The following is a 17,156-nucleotide window of genomic DNA, read 5'->3' as shown; positions in this document are numbered from 1 at the left end:
GCCATTTCCGCGACGGTGCCGCTGTTGCAGCGTTTGGCTGTCGGCTTCGTCTCGCGTGAACCGTCTATCAATGGCAGGGCATGCGTTGCGTGTGCCTCCCCGATCGTCGCCGCAGCTGCGGCCCACCAGGTTGATGAGGTTCCGATGTCGCACCCGCTCCCGTCCGCTGTTCATCCGACCGCGTCGATGCGCCGCAATCATCCGATGGCGTGGGCCATCGCGGTCGCACTGGGGAGCATGGTAGCCCCGGCCAGCCAGGCGCAGCAGGCGTTCACTCCGGGCTGGTTCGCCGAACGGGGTGCGGCCCAGGGCAGCGCGGCACAGAGTGGCCGGATGCCCAACGGCGTGCCGATCCAGTTCCAGTTGCCGGCCCAGCAGCAGGATGCGGCACGGCAGAAGCTGCAGCAGTCGATCGACAATCTTGGCACTGCGGCGCAGGCGATTGCCCTGCAGCAGCGCCTGCAGGAACAGGCCCGGCAGGCGCGCCGCGAGGCTGGCTTCATCGTCGCCGATGGCCTCGGCAAGGACGGCCTGAGCGTCGACCAGAACCCGCTGACCCGTGGCTGGCTCAATGCGCGCGACGCGATCCAGTCGCAGGGCAGCGACGGGAGGGTGCAGGTCACGGTAGAGCAGACCGCGGACAAGGCGATCCTGAACTGGGAGACCTTCAACATCGGCGGCAACACCACGCTGAATTTCCTGCAGAACCCTGACTGGGCCGTACTGAACCGCGTCAACGATCCGCAGGCGCGGCCCAGCCAGATCCTGGGCCAGCTGAAGGCCAGTGGCACGGTGTTCGTGGCCAACCGCAACGGCGTGGTGTTCGGCAACAACAGCCAGGTCAATGTACGCAATCTGCTGGCGGCTGCAGCACGGATCAGCGATGCGCAGTTCCGCGACAACGGCCTGTACAGCCCCGACGCCAGCAGCAGCGCGCTCAGCGATGCATTCGGCAAGGTCATGGTGGAGCGGGGCGCGCGCATCGCGACCCATGAGCCGACCAGTGCGACGCGCGGCGGTGGCTACGTGCTGCTGGCCGGGCACAGCGTGGACAATGCTGGCCAGATCGAAGCGCGCAAGGGCCAGGTGCAGCTCGCAGCAGGTGACAGTTTCGTGATCCGGCGCGGCGTGGGTACGGCCACCAACACCAGTTCCACCACCCGCGGCAATGAAATCGCGCCGCGCTTCATCGCTGGCAGCAGGGCTGGCAGCGTGCGCAATACCGGTCTGCTGCGCGCACTCGAGGGTGACGTGACCCTGGCCGGACGCAGCGTCGAGCAGGCCGGTGTGGCCGTGGCCAGCACCACGCTTGCACAGCGCGGCACCGTGCATCTTCTGGCCTCGGCCAGTGATGCAGGCAGCAGCGTCACGCTTGCTGACGGAGCCACCACGGCGGTGCTGATCGAGGACGATGGCAAGACCACGGTGCTGGATACGCAGCGCGACGCTCTAATCAAGGAATCGGCCGAGCAGGACGCGATCCGCGCTGGCGCGCGTTCGGCAACCTTCGACAATCTGTCCCAGCACAATGATCGCCGGGACCAGTCGCGGGTGGAGATCGTCTCGGGTGGCAACATCCATTTCAGCGCGGATTCGCTGACGGTTGCCACGGGCGGCCAGATCATTGCCGATGCGGCGGCCCGTAGCTACGTGGACGATGCCGCGCGCGTGGACGTGTCCGGCGCAGTGGGCGTGCAGGTGTCGATGGAGAGCAACAATGTCCAGGTCAAGGTGCAGGGCAACGAACTGCGCGATGCCCTGGACAACCGCGACAGCGGCAAGCTGACCAGCAGCGAAGTCTGGGTCGACCGCCGCAGGCTGGTCCACGTTCCGGCCGGTACCGGGGGCTACGAGGGTGAGCGCTGGTACGCCGCAGGCGGCTTGCTGGAAGTGGGGGGCTACCTCGACAACCAGGGTCACTCGATCGGCGAATGGGCTGCGCAGGGAGGCACCGTCCTGCTGGGCGGCAGGGAAGTGATCACGCAGGGTGGCTCACGCATCAACCTTGCCGGCGGCAGCCTGGATGTGCAGAGCGGCGTGGTCCGGCAGAGCTGGGTGCGCGGCGTTGATGGCCAGGTCTACCGTCTTGATGAGGCGCCAGCGGAGATGCTGTTCGATGGCCTGTACAGCGGCCATGAGGTGAAGCAGGAACGCTGGGGCATCACCGAGACCTTCCGTGATCCGATCGTATTCGCGGCGCAGCGGGTCGATAACGGGTACACGGTCGGCCGCGATGCAGGACGGCTGATCGTCTCCGCACCGACCGCGGTGCTGGATGGAAAGGTTGAGACTGCCACCTTCCAGGGCGCGCAGCAGAACCGCAGGCCGGATGCCGCGCTGGATGGCTATGCACAGGCGCAGACGGCGGTCGCGCGCAATGCACAGTTGTACCTGGGGCGCTACGACGGCCAGGGCCGCAGTGGTGTGTTCGGCTCGGATGTGCGCCTGGGTGACAAGGCTCCGACGAAGACGGCGTGGTCGCTGGCGGCTCCGGTCAACGAGGAGCGGCGTGACACGGTGTGGCTGGATATCGCAGAGCTGAGTGCCCAGCAGTGGGGGCGGATCGACCTGGCGACCGCCGATCGCATCCGCATCGACGGCAGCCTTCGGCTTCAGGCCGGCGGGCAGCTCAACCTGACCGGCAGCGAGGTGGAGCTGGCAGGCGACATCGGCATTGCCGGCGGCCAGTTGTCGGCGGGCAACCTGCTGGATGTCCAGGGCCGGCCGACGGCGCTGCTGCACGATGGCCGCGCCCGCACCGTCATTGCCGACGGCACGCGGATCGACCTCTCCGGCGAATGGAGCAACGCCTCACTGGCGATGCCGCGCGACGCGAGCGGTGCCTGGACGGATGGCGGCCGCCTGAGCCTGGGCAACAGTCATGACGTGGCCGTGGGCGCCAAGGCAACGGTTGAGGTCGAGGCCGGTGCTGCGCTGGACCTGCGCGGCAAGGCCCATATCGGCAAAGGCGGCAGCGTCAGCCTGCAGGCGAACAGCAGTACGGTGACGACCGACGGCAGTGGCCGGGTGCAACTGGGTGAGGGAAGCCGGTTCAGTGGTCGAGGACAGGGCGGTGGTTCTTTCTCGCTGGGGACCGGTGGCCAGGTGCGGGTGGGCGATGCGGACCTGGCGGGCGCGTCGCTGCGACTGGACCCCGGCCTGTTCGGCAGTGGCTTCGCGCAGTACGACATCAATGGCCACCACGGCGTGGAGGTGGCCGATGGCGCGCGGCTGGTCGCTGTCCTGCCAGGCCTGCGCCTGACCCAGGACGCGCCGATGGCGACCGACCGGGCGTCCGCACTGGCGGCGTGGGACGCGCCGCTGTACAGCGCCGATCCGTCGAGCGGGCGCGTCAGCCAGCGCGCGGGTGCGAGCGTCAGCCTGCGTTCGGAGCGCAACAGCGTGGGCGGTGACCTGCGGGTCGGCAAGGATGCACTGGTGGCGGTCGATCCAGGGCAGACGATCTCGCTGCTTGGTGCGGGCAACATCGATGTTGAAGGCACGCTGCGCGCGAAGGGCGGACGCATCCTGATCGACGATGTGCGCCCGGAGAACGCGCTGTACGCCGGGCAGCGCACCGAACGCACCTGGCGTTTCGCCGAAGGCGCGCTGCTGGATGCCGATGCAGACGCGATTTCGCTGCCCGATTCCAGCGGCCGTCTGCGCGGGCAAGTGCGCGCGGGTGGACGCATCGAGATTGGCGGGGCGCTGGACTGGGAGACCACAGCGTTCGTCGACAACCGACCACCGGAAGCCTTCGTGGTGGTCGAACGCGGTGCGCGCCTGCAGGCGCGGGGCGCGTCGGCCGAGCTGGACGTCGACGGCCAGGGCCGCGTGCGCATGGACAGCGATGGCGGGCAGATCGTGCTGCGCTCGGCCAATGCGCTGTACCTGGACGGCGGGATGGATGCGGCCGCCGGCGGTGCCGGCGCACGCGGCGGCACCCTGGGGCTGGCCTTTGGCGGCAGCATCCATGCACGTGGCGCCAGCGAGGAGGTACTGCGGTCACGTGCGATCACCCTCAGCCAGCACAGCGCACCGGGGCAGCCACTGCCGGCCACATTGGAGTATGGCCACGCCGCGTTGTCGGTCGAGCAGCTGCAGGCTGGCGGTTTCGACAATCTGTCCGTGTTCGGTGACATCCGCGCGGTCGGCGACGTCGACCTGCGCCTGGCCCAGAGCCTGCGCATCCACGGCCAGGGTACTTCGAGCCTGGGCATGGCCATGGATGCCGGGCCATCGTCGGGGCTGCGACTGAGTGCGCCCTACGTTCGCCTGGCGCAGGCACGCTGGCGCCAGATGCCGGGCGAGAACCTGCAGGGCACCGCCGCGGTCGCTTCGTCCGGGCCGGAAGATCACGCGCTGGCGGTGCAGGCCGGGCTGATCGACATCCGCGACGTCACCTGGCTGCCGGGTTTCAAGCATGTGGCGCTGGAAAGCCGCAGTGACGTGCGCCTGACCAACGGCATTGCCAGCAGTGGCAACACCAGCGCGTTGATGACGGCTGGTTCGATGGACGTGACCGCTGCGCGCCTGTATCCCACCACAGGCGCGGTCGGCACGCTGGTGGCCGGCGCGTCGGCGCAGACCGTGCAGACCGCTGATTACTGGTCCGATCCGGATGCCGTGCTGCGCATCCACGGCACCGGTGCGGCCACGAAGCCGGCGCCGGAATCGGCGCTGGGTACGCTTCGCCTGGTGGCCGCCACGGTGCAGCAGGGCGGCAACGTACAGGCGCCGATGGGCACGCTGCAGCTGGGTGGCCTGATCCAGAACGGAACCGTCGGCAGCCGGGTGGAACTGCTGCCAGGCAGCGTAACCTCGACCAGTGGCGCCGGCTTGTCGCTGCCCTATGGTGGCACCGTCGATGGTGTTGACTGGCGGGTCGGTACGCGCAGCCTGGGTTCGCTGACGCCGGCCGGTATCTCCTCGATGGGGGTGACACTGAAGGCCAACGAGATCGAGGTGGCGCCGGGGGCCCTGCTGGACATGTCCGGCGGTGGTGAGCTGACCGGCGCCGCCTTCGTGTCAGGACGCGGTGGCTCTGTCGACGTCCTGCGTACGGCGTTGGCCGACGCCAACCCGCGCTACGGGTTCAGTGCGTCGGGCAACCCGGTGTACGCGATCGTACCGGGACGCGCCGGGGCGTTCGCCCCCAGTGGCGAAGAAGGGTTCGCAGCTCCGGCGGTGGGCCAGCAGATCACCGTGCCGGCTGGCGTGCCCGGCCTGGCGGCCGGCACCTACACGCTGATGCCGGCAAGCTATGCGCTGCAGCCCGGCGCATTTCGGGTGGAGCTGGGCGCCACCGGCACCTCCGGCATCGTGCAACCGATTGCGACCGGCACCGGCACCTGGCGTGTGTCCGGGCAGCAGCGCACGGCGCTGGGCGCGGCAATCTCGCCGTTGCTCACCGACATCCTGCTGACTCCCGCGGCAGTGGTACGCCGGCACTCGGGCTACAACGAAACCTCCTACAACAGCTTCGCGCAATCGGTAGCTGACCGCCGCGGCGAGTCGCGTGGCTGGCAGACCATCGATGCGCTCGGGTTGACCCTTGCGCTGGGCGAAGGTGCAGGTCGTGCAGCAACGCCTGCCATCCACTTCGCCGGCACCGCGCGGTTCGCGGCTGCCACCGACAAGGGGCGTGGTGGCACGCTGGCAGCCACGTTGGCGAGCCCGGCGGTCGGTTCGCTGGAGATCGTCGATGGCACCACGCAATCGCAGGCGAGTGATCGCGGCGCCACCTTCAGCGACGACGCGCTCAATGCCTTCCTGCCGGCGCGGATGATGATCGGCGGGCAGTTCAACCAGGAGGCCTCGCAGGTGGCGGTGACCGGCCAGGCGCGCAGCGTGGCGATCCGTTCCGGCGTCACCTTGAACGCACCGGAAGTGCTGGTGGCAGCGGCCTCCGGTGGCAGTGGCGTGCTGGTCGAGGCCGGTGCGACCCTCGATACACTGCCGTTCGCATCCGCCAACGCGAATGCCAGCGCGACGCTGCCTTACCAGGTCTCCGGCGGCCTGCTGGCGGTGTCCAACCAGCGCCTGAACCTGATCACCGGCACCACCGGGGTGGAGGCCGGTCCGGTGGCGATCGACATCGGCGGATGCCAGGCGGCGTGCGACGGCCAGACGCGGCTGGTTTCCGATGGCAGCATCGCGGTAGCGACCGATGGCGCGCTGCAGATGCGCGACTCGGCCAGCTATGGCACCCGCCAGCTCGGCCTGAGCATGGCGGCGCTGAACCTCGGCAGTGCCGAAGCGATCGCCCAGGCCGCTGCGGCCGGGGCGCTGCCCAGTGGCATGACCATGAACCAGTCCGTGCTGCAACAACTGCTGCGCGGCAATGATGCGACCGGCGCGCCGGGGCTGGACACGCTGAGCCTGGTCGCGAGGGAGTCTGTCAACGTGTTCGGCAGCGTCGACCTGGATGCGCGCGACAGTGCCACCGGCCGCAGTGGCCTGCAGACGCTTGTGCTCGGTGCGCAGGCCATCCGCGGCTACGGTGCGGCGACCGACCGCGCGCGCATCCTGGTGGACACGCTGGTCTGGGACGGCTCATTGGCGGCGGGCCAGGCGCCGGGCAGCGACGCGACGGTGCCGCCGGCCGAGCCGATGGTGGACCGGCTCGGGGCCGGGCAACTGGACATCGTCACCCGGCAGCTGCAGCTGGGGCGGGCGCCATTCAGCCGTCCCAGCTCTGAAGTACCTGCGAACCGGCAGGTGCTCGGCTTCAGTGCGCTGAAGCTGAGTGCCTCGGAGCAGCTGTCGTTCTCCGCGCAGGGCACGCTGGACGTATTCCAGCAGCGTGGCGACTATCTGGCCGACAAGGGGTGGCAGTACAGCGGAGGCAACCTCGGTATCGATACACCGCTATTGGCTGCCGATCCCGCCGCGCAGCTGCGCGTGCGCACCGGCGGCGACTTCCGCCTGCAGGGTGGCGCCGGCAAGACGGGTGGCGATGCACTGGGCAGTGAGTTGAGCATCGACGCCAACCGGATCGCGCTGGACAGCACGATCGCGCTGGCGTCCGGACGGCTGTCGGCGAACGCGCGCGAGGGCATCACGCTTGGCAGCCGGGCCGCGCTGGACCTGGCCGGGCGCAAGGTCTCGCTGTACGACGTGGACAAGTTCAGCTGGGGCGGCGATGTCCTGCTGTCCAGCGACACGGGTGACATCCGCGCCGATGCGGCCTCCCGCATCGATGTTTCCGCACGCAACAACCGCGGCGGACGCCTGACGGTCACCGCAATGGCCGGCCGAGCCGATCTGGCCGGTGTTCTGCAGGGTGCCGCCACTGGTCGCTACGATGCCGGTGGCACGCTGGTGCCCTATGACGGTGGCGAACTGGTGGTGCGGGCACGCCAGCTGCAGGACTTCGCCGGCCTCAACCAGCGATTGACTGCCGGCGGCGTCGTCGGCGGTCGCAGCTTCCAGATCGGTGAGGGCGATCTGCGGATCGGCGACGAAGTGAAGGCGCGCCGGGTCGATATCAGCGTCGACGCGGGCAGCCTGACCGTGGCCGGCCGCATTGATGCCAGCGGCGAGCAGGTCGGCAGCATCCGCCTGTACGCCCGCGATCAGTTGCAGGTGGACGGCACGCTGGACGCGCACGGTACCGGCCTGCGCGTGGACAGCCATGGCAAGATCATCGACAGTCCCAACCGGGCCACCATCACGCTGGGCAGCGCCGAAGGTGCCGTCGGCCTGGGCAGCGCGGCGCAGCTGGACCTGCGTGCGGGCAGCGACGTTACCGTCGGTGGACGTCCTGGCCAGAACGATGGCACCCCGCGCGGCACGCTGAAGATCGATGTGCCGCGGCTGGGCAGCAACGACGCGGCGATTGCCGCGGCCACCGGCCTGCGCATCGATGGCGCGGCCGACATCCAGCTCAATGGTGTTCGCCGCTACGACGATGCGCCCCTGGCAACCACGGCTGACGTGCGCGGCAACCGCGCGCAGCTGGTCACCCAGCAGTGGCTGGACCAGGTGGTCGATCCGCACAGCGTGGCCTGGATCGATGGTGCGCTCGGCAACGCGGATCTGCAGCAGCGCACGCGGGCGCTGGGCGATGTGCGCCTTCGTCCCGGCGTGCAGGTGCTGGCGCGGCGCAGCGACGCCAACCCGGACGGCGACCTGACCATCGCCGGCGACATCGATCTGTCCGGCTACCGTTATGGCCCCGATGCCAACCGCGCCGATCCATCGCGGCGTGGCTTCGGCGAATCGGCCTCGCTGGTGCTGCGCGCCGAAGGCAACATCAACGTCTACGGCAGCATCAACGATGGGTTCGCAGCGCCGCCGTCCACGCCGGATGAGGGCGGCTGGCAGCTGTACGAGGGTCGCAATGGCAGCGCGGGGCACACCCCCTTTGGCGGTGGGCTGGTGGTGCCGGTGGACGGAGTGAAGCTGCAGCCCGGCACCGAGTTCCAGGCCAGCACCCGCCTGAACTATGACGTGCCGGTCGAATCGGTAACGCTTCCGGTCGGTACCGTGCTGCCCGCGCCGATGGTGATCTCGCAGAACCTGCGGCTGCCTGCAGGCACGGTGCTGGGTGCGGCGGTGACCACCGACTCCGGGCAGACGCTGGCCGCGGGCACCGTGCTGCAGGAGCCGCTGATGCTGGCGGCCGGTGCGCGGCTGGGAGCCGGCTTCCGCCTGCGCAGTGCGGTACAGATGGCGGCACAGGAGTGGCCCGCCGGCGCGGTGCTGCCGGTTGCGCTGCGCCTGGCACGCGAAGTCGCGCTCAAGGTGGGCGCGTACATCCCGTCGTTGACCAAGGTGGAGCTGCCCGGCGACGCGCCGGTGAATCTGAGGCCGGCCGATGCCGGCGGCAACCAGGGGCGCAACTGGGCGCTGGCGCCGATGCTGGCCGAGGGCACCACCTCCTGGGACCTGACCGTTGTTGCCGGCGCCGATGCCGGGGCAGCCGACCCACGCAGCCGGCGCTGGGGCAGCGATGGCAGCGTGGTGCTGGCCGATACCCACCAGGGCTCGATCGGCACGGTCAAGACGGAAATCATCTGGGTGGGGGATCGCGCGTTGACCGAGCAGGCATCGTTGGACTGGATCGGCGACACCTCCTATGCAGGCCGTCCGATCGCGGAGCTGGCCGACATGTTCGGCTTCACCGAAGACGAGTTCTGCGCGATGTCGGCCGACTACTGCGGCCCGGCACCCCGCCAGGTGGCCGCGCAGGGCTCGCTGGATTACTGGGGCGACGAGTCCTACGCAGGCACTCCTGCGAAGGACTTCGCCGCGATGTTTGGCATGACCGAAGACGAGTTCTGCAGCACCGCGCCCACCTACTGCGCCGGCGGCGGCACGCAGACCGAAGTGACCACTTACGGCAAGCGCGCAGGCACGCCGGCGTGGAGCGTACTGCGCACCGGCAGGGGCGACATGGAACTGCTCGCGGCCGGTGACGTCGTGATGAAGTCAGGCTTTGGCGTCTACACCGCCGGCACTCCCGCCGCGCTGGGTGGGGGCCGCGACGCTGCCTTCAATTCGCCCCGTGCAGCGGCCCCTTGGAACACCGCAGTGCTGGGGCCGAACCTGGTGCCGGGCAGCTATGACGCCGCGATGGCAGGCTACCAGGCCTGGTATCCGGATCATGGTGGCAACCTGCGCGTCGAAGCCGGGCGCGATATCGTCGGCGACGCCTGGACCGCGCGCGCAGAGTCGGGTAGCAGCGATCGCGACTGGGCGCTGTACTCCAGTGCCGCGGTCGGCAACTGGCTGTGGCGGCAGGGTACCGGCGGCACCACTGGGGTGGAGCCGGTGCCGACCAGCTGGTGGGTGAACTTTGGCGCCTACACCAACGTGTCCGCTGCCGCCGGCGCCTCTCCACGGATGGTTGGTTTCACCGGCTTCGGCACATTGGGCGGGGGCAACCTGACGCTGGAGGCCGGGCGTGACGCCGGCGTGCGCGATGCGATAGGTGACGCGTTGGTGTCGACGATCGCACCGCGCTCGGGTGCGATCATTGCTGCGGTGGGATCGACCGGCCGGGTCAGCGATGGCCAGCTGCACCTGACCGGCGGAGGCGACCTGCAGCTGCGTATCGGTGGCGCGCTGAATCCGAACCTGCAGGCGACGATCTCCAGCCTCAACCCCTCCAGGGCGGGACAGAATCTCGACCTCAACGGTACCTTCAGCAACCTGCGTGGGAGCCTGCAGCTCGATGCGGGGCGCATCGGTGCAATGGGCGTCACGCTGGAAAGCTACGCGACGCTGGGTAAGCAGCGGGCGGCAGACCTGTTTGCGCCTGACGCCGCCCGCGCGATGGGCGGGCCGGTGCTGGTGCTGGGCGACGCCGCCGCGCAGCTGCAGGCGCGGGGCGATGTGGTGCTCGGCGGCGTCGCCGATGCCGGCCGGGTTCCGCTGGCCAACTACAGCGCGGTGCTGCAGGATGACGGCGCGCGCGCTGCAGGCAGTACGTGGTTCTCCCTGTGGACCGCCAACACGGCCGTGGATCTGTTCAGTGCCGGTGGTGACCTCGCGCCAGGCCTCGCCGGGCCGGAAAACGTGACGGGCAGCAATCTGTGGCGGGAGCAGGTCCAGCTTGTTGTGCGTGGCGGCGATGATCTGCTGAATTACTGGCTCTATCCTTCGCGCTTCAGCGCCATTGCTGCGCAGGGTGACATCAAGCTGGACCGGATCAGCACCACGCCGGGGACGCAGGATGTGATTCTGCTGGCACCCTCGGCGACAGGACGGCTGGACGTCCTGGCCGGTGGCGGCATCTTCGCCCAGCCTGGCGCGACCCAGATCGCGCGCTCGGCCAGTGACGCGCGCCTGCCGGGACCCTTCGACCCGGCATTCATGGCCGAGCAGGGGGATTCCGCAGGCAATGTGACCCGCTCGCGGCACAACCTGTCCGTCGACGGCAACACGGCATCGCCGGCGGGGTCGCTTCCACTGTTCGCATTCGGTCCGAATACGCCGCTGTCCACTGTGTCTGCGGCACTGGCGCCGAGCCGCTTCTACGCGGTGCAGGGCGACATCATGGGTCTGGCCACCGGCGCCCAGCGCACGCTGAATGTCAACGCGGGGCAGCGCACGCAGCTGAACTGGTTCGAGGCCGCCGGCGCCGTGCAACTGCGGGCAGGCCGGGACATCCTCGGGGTGTCGATGACCGCGTTGAACACCGCGCCCACCGACATCACGGTGGCGGCGGCGGGCCGCGACATCGTGCATCTGAACGCGACCATCGCTGGCCCCGGCAACACCGAGATCAGTGCCGGCCGCCAGCTGCGCCAGGAGGATGCGGGCAGCATCGCCAGCCTCGGTGGCATCGTGCAGGGCGACACCCGTCCCGGCGCCAGCATCGCGCTGACGGCCGGCAACCAGCAGATCGATTTCGCGGCCCTGCGTGCACGCTATCTGGACCCTGCCAACCTTGCCAATCCCGCGCAATCGCTTGCGTCGCAGCCGGGCAAGGCAGCCAAGGTGTACGACCAGGAACTGAAGCAGTGGCTGCAGCGACGCTTCGGCGTGGCGGCCGAGGGCGACGGGGCGCTGGCCGCGTTCGATGCGCTGCCGCAGGAACAGCAGCGCATCTTCCTGCGCCAGGTCTATTACGCCGAGCTGCGCGAAGGTGGACGGGAATATACCGATGCAGAAGGGCCCCGCTTCGGCTCCTACCTGCGTGGGCGCGAAGCCATCGCCACGCTGATGCCGGACAGGAATGCGGCCGGTGCGACGATCGACCGTACCGGCGATATCGTGATGTACGGTGGCTCCGGCGTGCGTACCGAGGCGGGCGGCAACATCGAGCTGATGGCACCGGGTGGGCAGATCGTGATCGGTGTGCAGGGCGTGGTGCCACCTGCCAGCGCCGGCCTTGTCACCCAGGGGCAAGGCGATATCCGGCTGTTCAGCCAGGACAGCGTGCTGCTGGGCCTGTCGCGGGTGATGACCACCTTCGGCGGCGACATCCTGGCGTGGTCGGAGCAGGGTGACATCAACGCCGGTCGTGGTTCGCGGACGACGTTGCTGTACACGCCACCGCGCCGCGTCTATGACGGCTGGGGCAATGTAATCCTGTCGCCGCAGGCCCCGGCCAGCGGTGCCGGCATCGCGACCTTGAACCCCATTGCCGAAGTATCGCCGGGCGACGTCGACCTGATCGCACCGCTTGGCTCCATCGATGCGGGCGAGGCCGGTATCCGCGTCTCGGGCAACATCAACCTGGCCGCACTGCAGGTGCTCAACGCGGCCAACATCCAGGTGCAGGGCGAGAGCAAGGGCCTGCCGGTGCTGGCATCGGTGAACGTCAATGCGCTGGCCTCGGCCAGTGCGGCAGCCAACAGCGCCAGCCAGGCGGCACAGGATGTGATGCGCAAGAGCCAGGACGAGGCACGGCGCAACCAGCCGTCGGTGATCAGCGTGCAGATTCTGGGCTTCGGCAGTGGTACCAGCAGCATCGACCCGCCGGCGCGTGGCAACACTGCCAACAGCGGTTATGACGCCAACAGTGCCTTCCAGTTCCCGCAGGCAAGTCGCGACGAGGGCACGCAGCGCCGGTAGGTGCCGACCTTGGTCGGCACACGTTGCTGCCCACCAAGGTCGGCAATAGATCCACGCCATGCGTGGATGCGACCGGGCCGAAAGAACGAACAGCATCGGGCCAGCCGCCACGGAACGGCAGCGGCCCCAGCCAGGATGGCACGGACGGCAGGGAGCGGCCATCAGCGGTGAGGACCACCGACACGGCGCCGCCGGGCGCAGGAGCGCGCCCGGCGGCAGGCTCGGCAGTAGGTCCACGGCATGCGCGGATGCCCGGACCAGCCTCAGTGCCGACCAACGGTCGGCACCCACCAGGGCAGGCCGGGCAGTAGAAGCCGCTCGGCAGTAGATCCACGCCATGCGTGGATGCGGTGCCACGAACGAACCCTAAAGCTCCAGTACCCGCCGGTAGCCCAGCGGTCCACGCCCGTCACGCAGGCCCAGCCGCAGTTCCAGCCCGGTGGCCGGCAGCACCTCGCCCTCGCTCGGCAGCATCGCCCAGCCGGCCCCGGGCTGCCAGGCGCGCACCTCGAACCGCTGCACATCCTTTGCCACTGCAATGCCTTCCGAAGGAACCGGCGCGGGCAGGGGATAGCGGTCCGTCGCCGTACCGCTGGCGCGCCATAGCGTGTTGCCTTGCCGCCACCAGCGCACCCGCTGCCAGCGCAGCCCATCACTGTCGACGCTGCGGGTGATCTCCAGCGCAAAGCTTCCATCCGGATGCCGTTCGCTCACCAGTGAAGGGGGTAGCAGGCGCTGAGGCTGATCCGCCGGGCGCACCGCGCCGTTCATCAGCGCATCGTCGGCACGCATCTCGATATCGCGCTGGAACTGCTGCAGCACGCGCAGTGCCGTCGTGGTCTCGGCATCGGCCCGGCGCAGGCGCTGGTCGCTGCTGGCCACGCTGTCGAGCGCTCGCCAGCAGATCAGCGCCAGCACGCCCATGATGGTGATCGCGATCATCACCTCGATAAGGGTGAAGCCTGCTGCGGTATGCTTCATTGCGCCGCGGTCCACGGCAGCTGCATCCGCGCCAGCGACTGCCGCGGTGCATCTTCGGCAGCCACGCTGAGTTCCAGTTGCGGCTGTCCGTCACTCCCCGTGCCGATATGCTGCAGCACCAGGAAACTGCTTCGCCCCTGCACGCAGCGCAGTCGTGCATCCTGCGGCGGCTGCCCGGCCAGGCGCAGCTCCTGCCAGCGGTCCTGCGCGCACAGCAGCGCCAGGCGACGGTCGCGCAGGCGTGACTGATCGTCGGTGGCCACCGCGACCGAGCGCATGACCGCAGCCAGCGCAATCGAAACGATCGCCAGTGCGATCAGCACTTCGATCAAGGTGAATCCGCGCATGTTCCGCTTCACTGCACGACCTGCAACTGTCCGCTGCCATCGTCACGAAGACGCAGCTGGCGGCCCTGCAACGACAACGTCAGTTCCCATGCCACGCCGATCCACTCCGGGCTCAGTTCAACCGGGGTGGCCGGCTGCACCACGATGCCGGCCGTTTGCCATGACTGTGGGCGCAGCAGGTCGTCGCGTTGCACGTCCACCCAGCGGGTGCCTTCGCGCCTGCTGAACCGGTAGCCGGCGGCGTCGGCCTGCCAGCGCAGGGGGCGGCCATCGATGCGGGCCTCGTCGCGCGCCACCTGCAGGCGCTGCGCCAGTCGTTCGGCCTCCTGCCGCAGCTGGCGCGCGGGGTCGAGCAGGCTGCCCAGGCCCAGGCCGATGCCCGCCGTGCAGATGCCGATGATCACCAGCACCACCATCAGTTCCAGCAGGGTGAAACCACGCGGCACGTGCTGCATCGACGTTGCCTCCTGTCCAGGTCGATGCCTGCCAGCGTAGGCCCGCATGATGAAACAAAAGCGTCAGCGGCGGCTGCTAGCGTGGGCGGACACGAACGTGGCGATGGTGCGGAACATGGATGGCAGGCGCTGGGATCGCAATCGGATGTTGACCCTGCTGGCGGCCACCCTGCTGCTGGCGGTGGTGGCCTATTGGAGCGTCACCCTGTCTGCGGTGGCGCCTGCGGCGGCGGCCAGCGAAGCGCATGCCGATGCGCCGGCGCGGCCGCTGTTCGATGCGGTGGCCAGTCTGCCGCTGGTGCGGCTGCTGTCGCCCGGTGCGGTGCAGACCGAGGTGGTCGTGCTGGGTGTGATGGCGGGTGACCACGCGCCCCTGGCCCTGTTGTCGGTGGATGGACGCCCGCCGGAGGCTTACGCGCCCGGCCAGCGGCTGGGGCCCTGTACGGTGCTGGCCAGCATCAGCGCCAACGCGGTGGAACTGAACCAGGCTGGGCAATCGCGCAGCCTGCCGGTGCCCGCGCTGCCACCGGTGCCGAACGATGGCATCGTGCCGGCCGCTCCGCAGGGCGGCGCTCGGTAGAGCCGAGCCCGCGCTCGGCTGCCTCTGCATGGCTGTTGAACGGTGTGCAGGCGCAGCCGGGCGTGGGCTCGGCTCTGCAGATGCATGGGTTCATCGCGCCGGACGCTGCGGTACCACGGACCGCCCGAAGGCATCGCCCATGCGTTGCCGCGTGCCTTCCAGGTTGTACTGCATCAGCTGGTTGCCGGGCTGCCGCATCAGGCGTTCGGCATCCGGCAGCGCCGCTGACTTCGCCGATTTCGGCGCCGGCGCCAGCCTGCGTTGCAGGCATTCCCACGCGGGGATGCGCTCGCCGTTGACCTGTACTTCGATGCACGGCGCAGCACCGTCCTGCTTCTTCGCCTCTCCGGCCAAGGCCGATGGCAACGCCAGCAACAAGGCAAGGGCGAGGGCAGGGCGAAGGCCCGCCTTCAATGGCTCACTCATCTCGAATCTCCTGCAACAACCGACGCTCTGCAATGAAGACGTGTGGCGAGGGCAGTCTACGCCGGCGAGTGCTCTGGCGCTGTCACAAGATGACAGTGCTGTCACAAAACTGGTGGCGGTTTTGACGCGACGTGCACGTCCTGTTGGTAGACCCACGCGCCGCTCCCTGGCCACTCCCTCCGATACGACGCGATGCCTTCGATGACTCCTGTTCCGTGCCGAGCCGTCCGCTTTCCGTTGCGCCTGCATCCGCTGGTGCTGGCGCTGGCCGCGATGCCGCTGCCATTGTTCGCGCAGGAGGCAGCGCCTGCGCCCAGCGTGAACATCAATGAATACATCGTGCGCGGCAACACCGTGCTCGATCCGCGTCAGATCGAACGGGCGGTAGAGCCGTTCCTCGGCCCGGGCAGGACCCTGGCCGATGTCGAGAAGGCGCGCGATGCGGTCCACGCGCTGTACCAGCAGGCGGGCTACCAGTCGGTCTACGTCGAGCTTCCCGAGCAGCAGGTCAGTGGCGGCGTGGTGCTGCTGAAGGTGCAGCAGACGCCGATCGGCCAGCTGCGCGTGGTCGGCACCCGCCACGAATCGCCCGACCGCATACGCGATCGCGTACCGGCACTGGCCGAGGGCAAGGTGCCGGACTTCGACCAGGCCCAGAAGGAACTGACCGCACTGAACGAAGGCGGGCGTCGCCAGGTGATGCCGCTGGTGCGCGAAGGCCAGGTGCCGGGCACGATGGATGTGGACCTGCAGGTCGAGGAGAAGTCGCCGTGGCGTGCCAGCGCGTCACTCAACAACGACCACAGTGCCGACACCGAGAAGCTGCGCCTGAGTGCGTCGCTGGCCTACGACAACCTGTGGAAGCGCGGGCACAGCGCCAACATCGGCGTGTACCTGGCGCCGGAAGATACAAAGCAGGCCAAGGTGTTCTCGGCCTCGTACACGATGCCGTTCGAAGGCACGCCGTGGAGCCTGGAAGCCTCCGGCTACAGATCCGACAGCCGCGTGTTGAATGCAGGCGGGCAGGTCGGTACCGGCACCGGCACCAACGTGATCGGCAACGGCCATTCGATCGGCCTCAAGCTCAACTACCGCCTTGCCGGCAGCAGCCAGTGGTGGCGCCAGCTCAGTCTCGGTGTGGATTTCAAGGACACCGAGGAAGACACGCAGATGGGCAAGGACAGCCTGAAGACACCGTTGAAGTATGCGCCGATCACCCTGGCCTTCGTCGGCGTGCGCCAGGGCGAGCAGGATCAGCTGAGCATCAACACCCAGCTGGTGGCCGGTACCCGCCGCCTGTTCGGTTACGGCAGCGACGCCACCGCGTTCGGGCAGAAGCGCTACTGGGCTGACCCGAGCTTCGTGGCCTTCAAGGCCGACGTGGCCAAGACCCACACCTTCAGCAATGACTGGCAGTGGTATGCGCGTGGCTCGCTGCAGGTAACCGATGCGCCACTGGTGTCGGCCGAGCAGTTCGCTGCTGGCGGCATGTACACCGTGCGTGGCTACCTGTCGGCCGAGGCGATCGGCGACTACGGCGGCCTGGCCAGCCTGGAATGGCGCACCCCGGCGTGGTCGCTGTGGAGCGGCACCGATCTGCGTGTCTACAGCTTCGCCGACGCGGCCTACCTGCGCCTGCGCCGGCCGCTGCCCGAGCAGCGTGACAAGTACAACCTGGCCTCGGTCGGCCTGGGCGCGCAGCTGCGCCTGGGTGAACACCTGCAACTGCGCCTGGACTACGCCTGGCCTTATGCCGATGGCCCGGTCACGCGCAAGGACGACCCGCGCCTGCATTTCAACATCAGCACCAGCTACTGACCCTTCCCTTGAACATGCGTT

General features: G+C 68.9%; 7 protein-coding genes. 3 read left to right on the top strand and 4 right to left on the bottom strand.

All coding sequences use genetic code 11. The features are described from left to right. Window positions 1–144: 144 nt before the first annotated feature. Window positions 145–12,528 (top strand): filamentous hemagglutinin family protein, encoded by a 12,384-nt coding sequence (locus tag AC5P8F_RS18885; RefSeq protein ID WP_495228765.1) that lies wholly within the window; start codon window positions 145–147, stop codon window positions 12,526–12,528. Between the two features lie 366 nt (window positions 12,529–12,894). Here AC5P8F_RS18885 and AC5P8F_RS18880 read toward each other — a convergent pair whose 3' ends face one another. The 3 genes from AC5P8F_RS18880 to gspH are packed head-to-tail and all read right to left on the bottom strand — an operon-like array spanning window position 12,895 to window position 14,311. Beyond that, window positions 12,895–13,509: a prepilin-type N-terminal cleavage/methylation domain-containing protein gene (locus AC5P8F_RS18880; RefSeq protein ID WP_111206998.1), complete on the bottom strand. Its 615-nt coding sequence runs from the start codon at window positions 13,507–13,509 to the stop codon at window positions 12,895–12,897. After that, entirely contained in the window at window positions 13,506–13,856 is a 351-nt protein-coding gene (gspI, locus tag AC5P8F_RS18875; RefSeq protein WP_153643303.1) for a type II secretion system minor pseudopilin GspI, read from the bottom strand. Before gspI ends, AC5P8F_RS18880 begins: the two co-directional genes overlap by 4 nt. An 8-nt stretch (window positions 13,857–13,864) precedes the next feature. Beyond that, on the bottom strand, window positions 13,865–14,311 hold the full coding sequence (gspH, locus tag AC5P8F_RS18870; protein WP_111206999.1) for a type II secretion system minor pseudopilin GspH: 447 nt from the start codon (window positions 14,309–14,311) through the stop codon (window positions 13,865–13,867). 103 nt (window positions 14,312–14,414) lie between these two features. On the opposite strand from gspH, the gene AC5P8F_RS18865 reads away from it, so the two are divergent. Next, window positions 14,415–14,891, top strand: a complete 477-nt coding sequence (locus AC5P8F_RS18865) for a general secretion pathway protein (RefSeq protein ID WP_014647359.1) — start codon at window positions 14,415–14,417, stop codon at window positions 14,889–14,891. Between the two features lie 90 nt (window positions 14,892–14,981). Here AC5P8F_RS18865 and AC5P8F_RS18860 read toward each other — a convergent pair whose 3' ends face one another. After that, window positions 14,982–15,317 (bottom strand): hypothetical protein, encoded by a 336-nt coding sequence (locus AC5P8F_RS18860; RefSeq protein ID WP_495228762.1) that lies wholly within the window; start codon window positions 15,315–15,317, stop codon window positions 14,982–14,984. Between the two features lie 201 nt (window positions 15,318–15,518). Between AC5P8F_RS18860 and AC5P8F_RS18855 the strand changes: the two genes are divergently transcribed. After that, window positions 15,519–17,135, top strand: coding sequence for a ShlB/FhaC/HecB family hemolysin secretion/activation protein (locus tag AC5P8F_RS18855; protein WP_495228760.1), 1,617 nt, complete (start codon window positions 15,519–15,521; stop codon window positions 17,133–17,135). Window positions 17,136–17,156 lie beyond the last annotated feature (21 nt).

Source organism: Stenotrophomonas sp. YJH_SMC_69, from assembly GCF_059370495.1.
Note: the sequence above shows the minus strand (reverse complement) of the source record. Positions and strands in the feature narration are given on the sequence as shown.

Excerpts from the sequence above, each read along its gene's own strand:
- AC5P8F_RS18885 (WP_495228765.1), top strand. The coding sequence starts at position 145 with ATGTCGCACCCGCTCCCGTCCGCTGTTCATCCGACCGCGTCGATGCGC.
- AC5P8F_RS18880 (WP_111206998.1), bottom strand. The coding sequence starts at position 13,509 with ATGAAGCATACCGCAGCAGGCTTCACCCTTATCGAGGTGATGATCGCG.
- gspI (WP_153643303.1), bottom strand. The coding sequence starts at position 13,856 with ATGCGCGGATTCACCTTGATCGAAGTGCTGATCGCACTGGCGATCGTT.
- gspH (WP_111206999.1), bottom strand. The coding sequence starts at position 14,311 with ATGCAGCACGTGCCGCGTGGTTTCACCCTGCTGGAACTGATGGTGGTG.
- AC5P8F_RS18865 (WP_014647359.1), top strand. The coding sequence starts at position 14,415 with ATGGTGCGGAACATGGATGGCAGGCGCTGGGATCGCAATCGGATGTTG.
- AC5P8F_RS18860 (WP_495228762.1), bottom strand. The coding sequence starts at position 15,317 with ATGAGTGAGCCATTGAAGGCGGGCCTTCGCCCTGCCCTCGCCCTTGCC.
- AC5P8F_RS18855 (WP_495228760.1), top strand. The coding sequence starts at position 15,519 with ATGACTCCTGTTCCGTGCCGAGCCGTCCGCTTTCCGTTGCGCCTGCAT.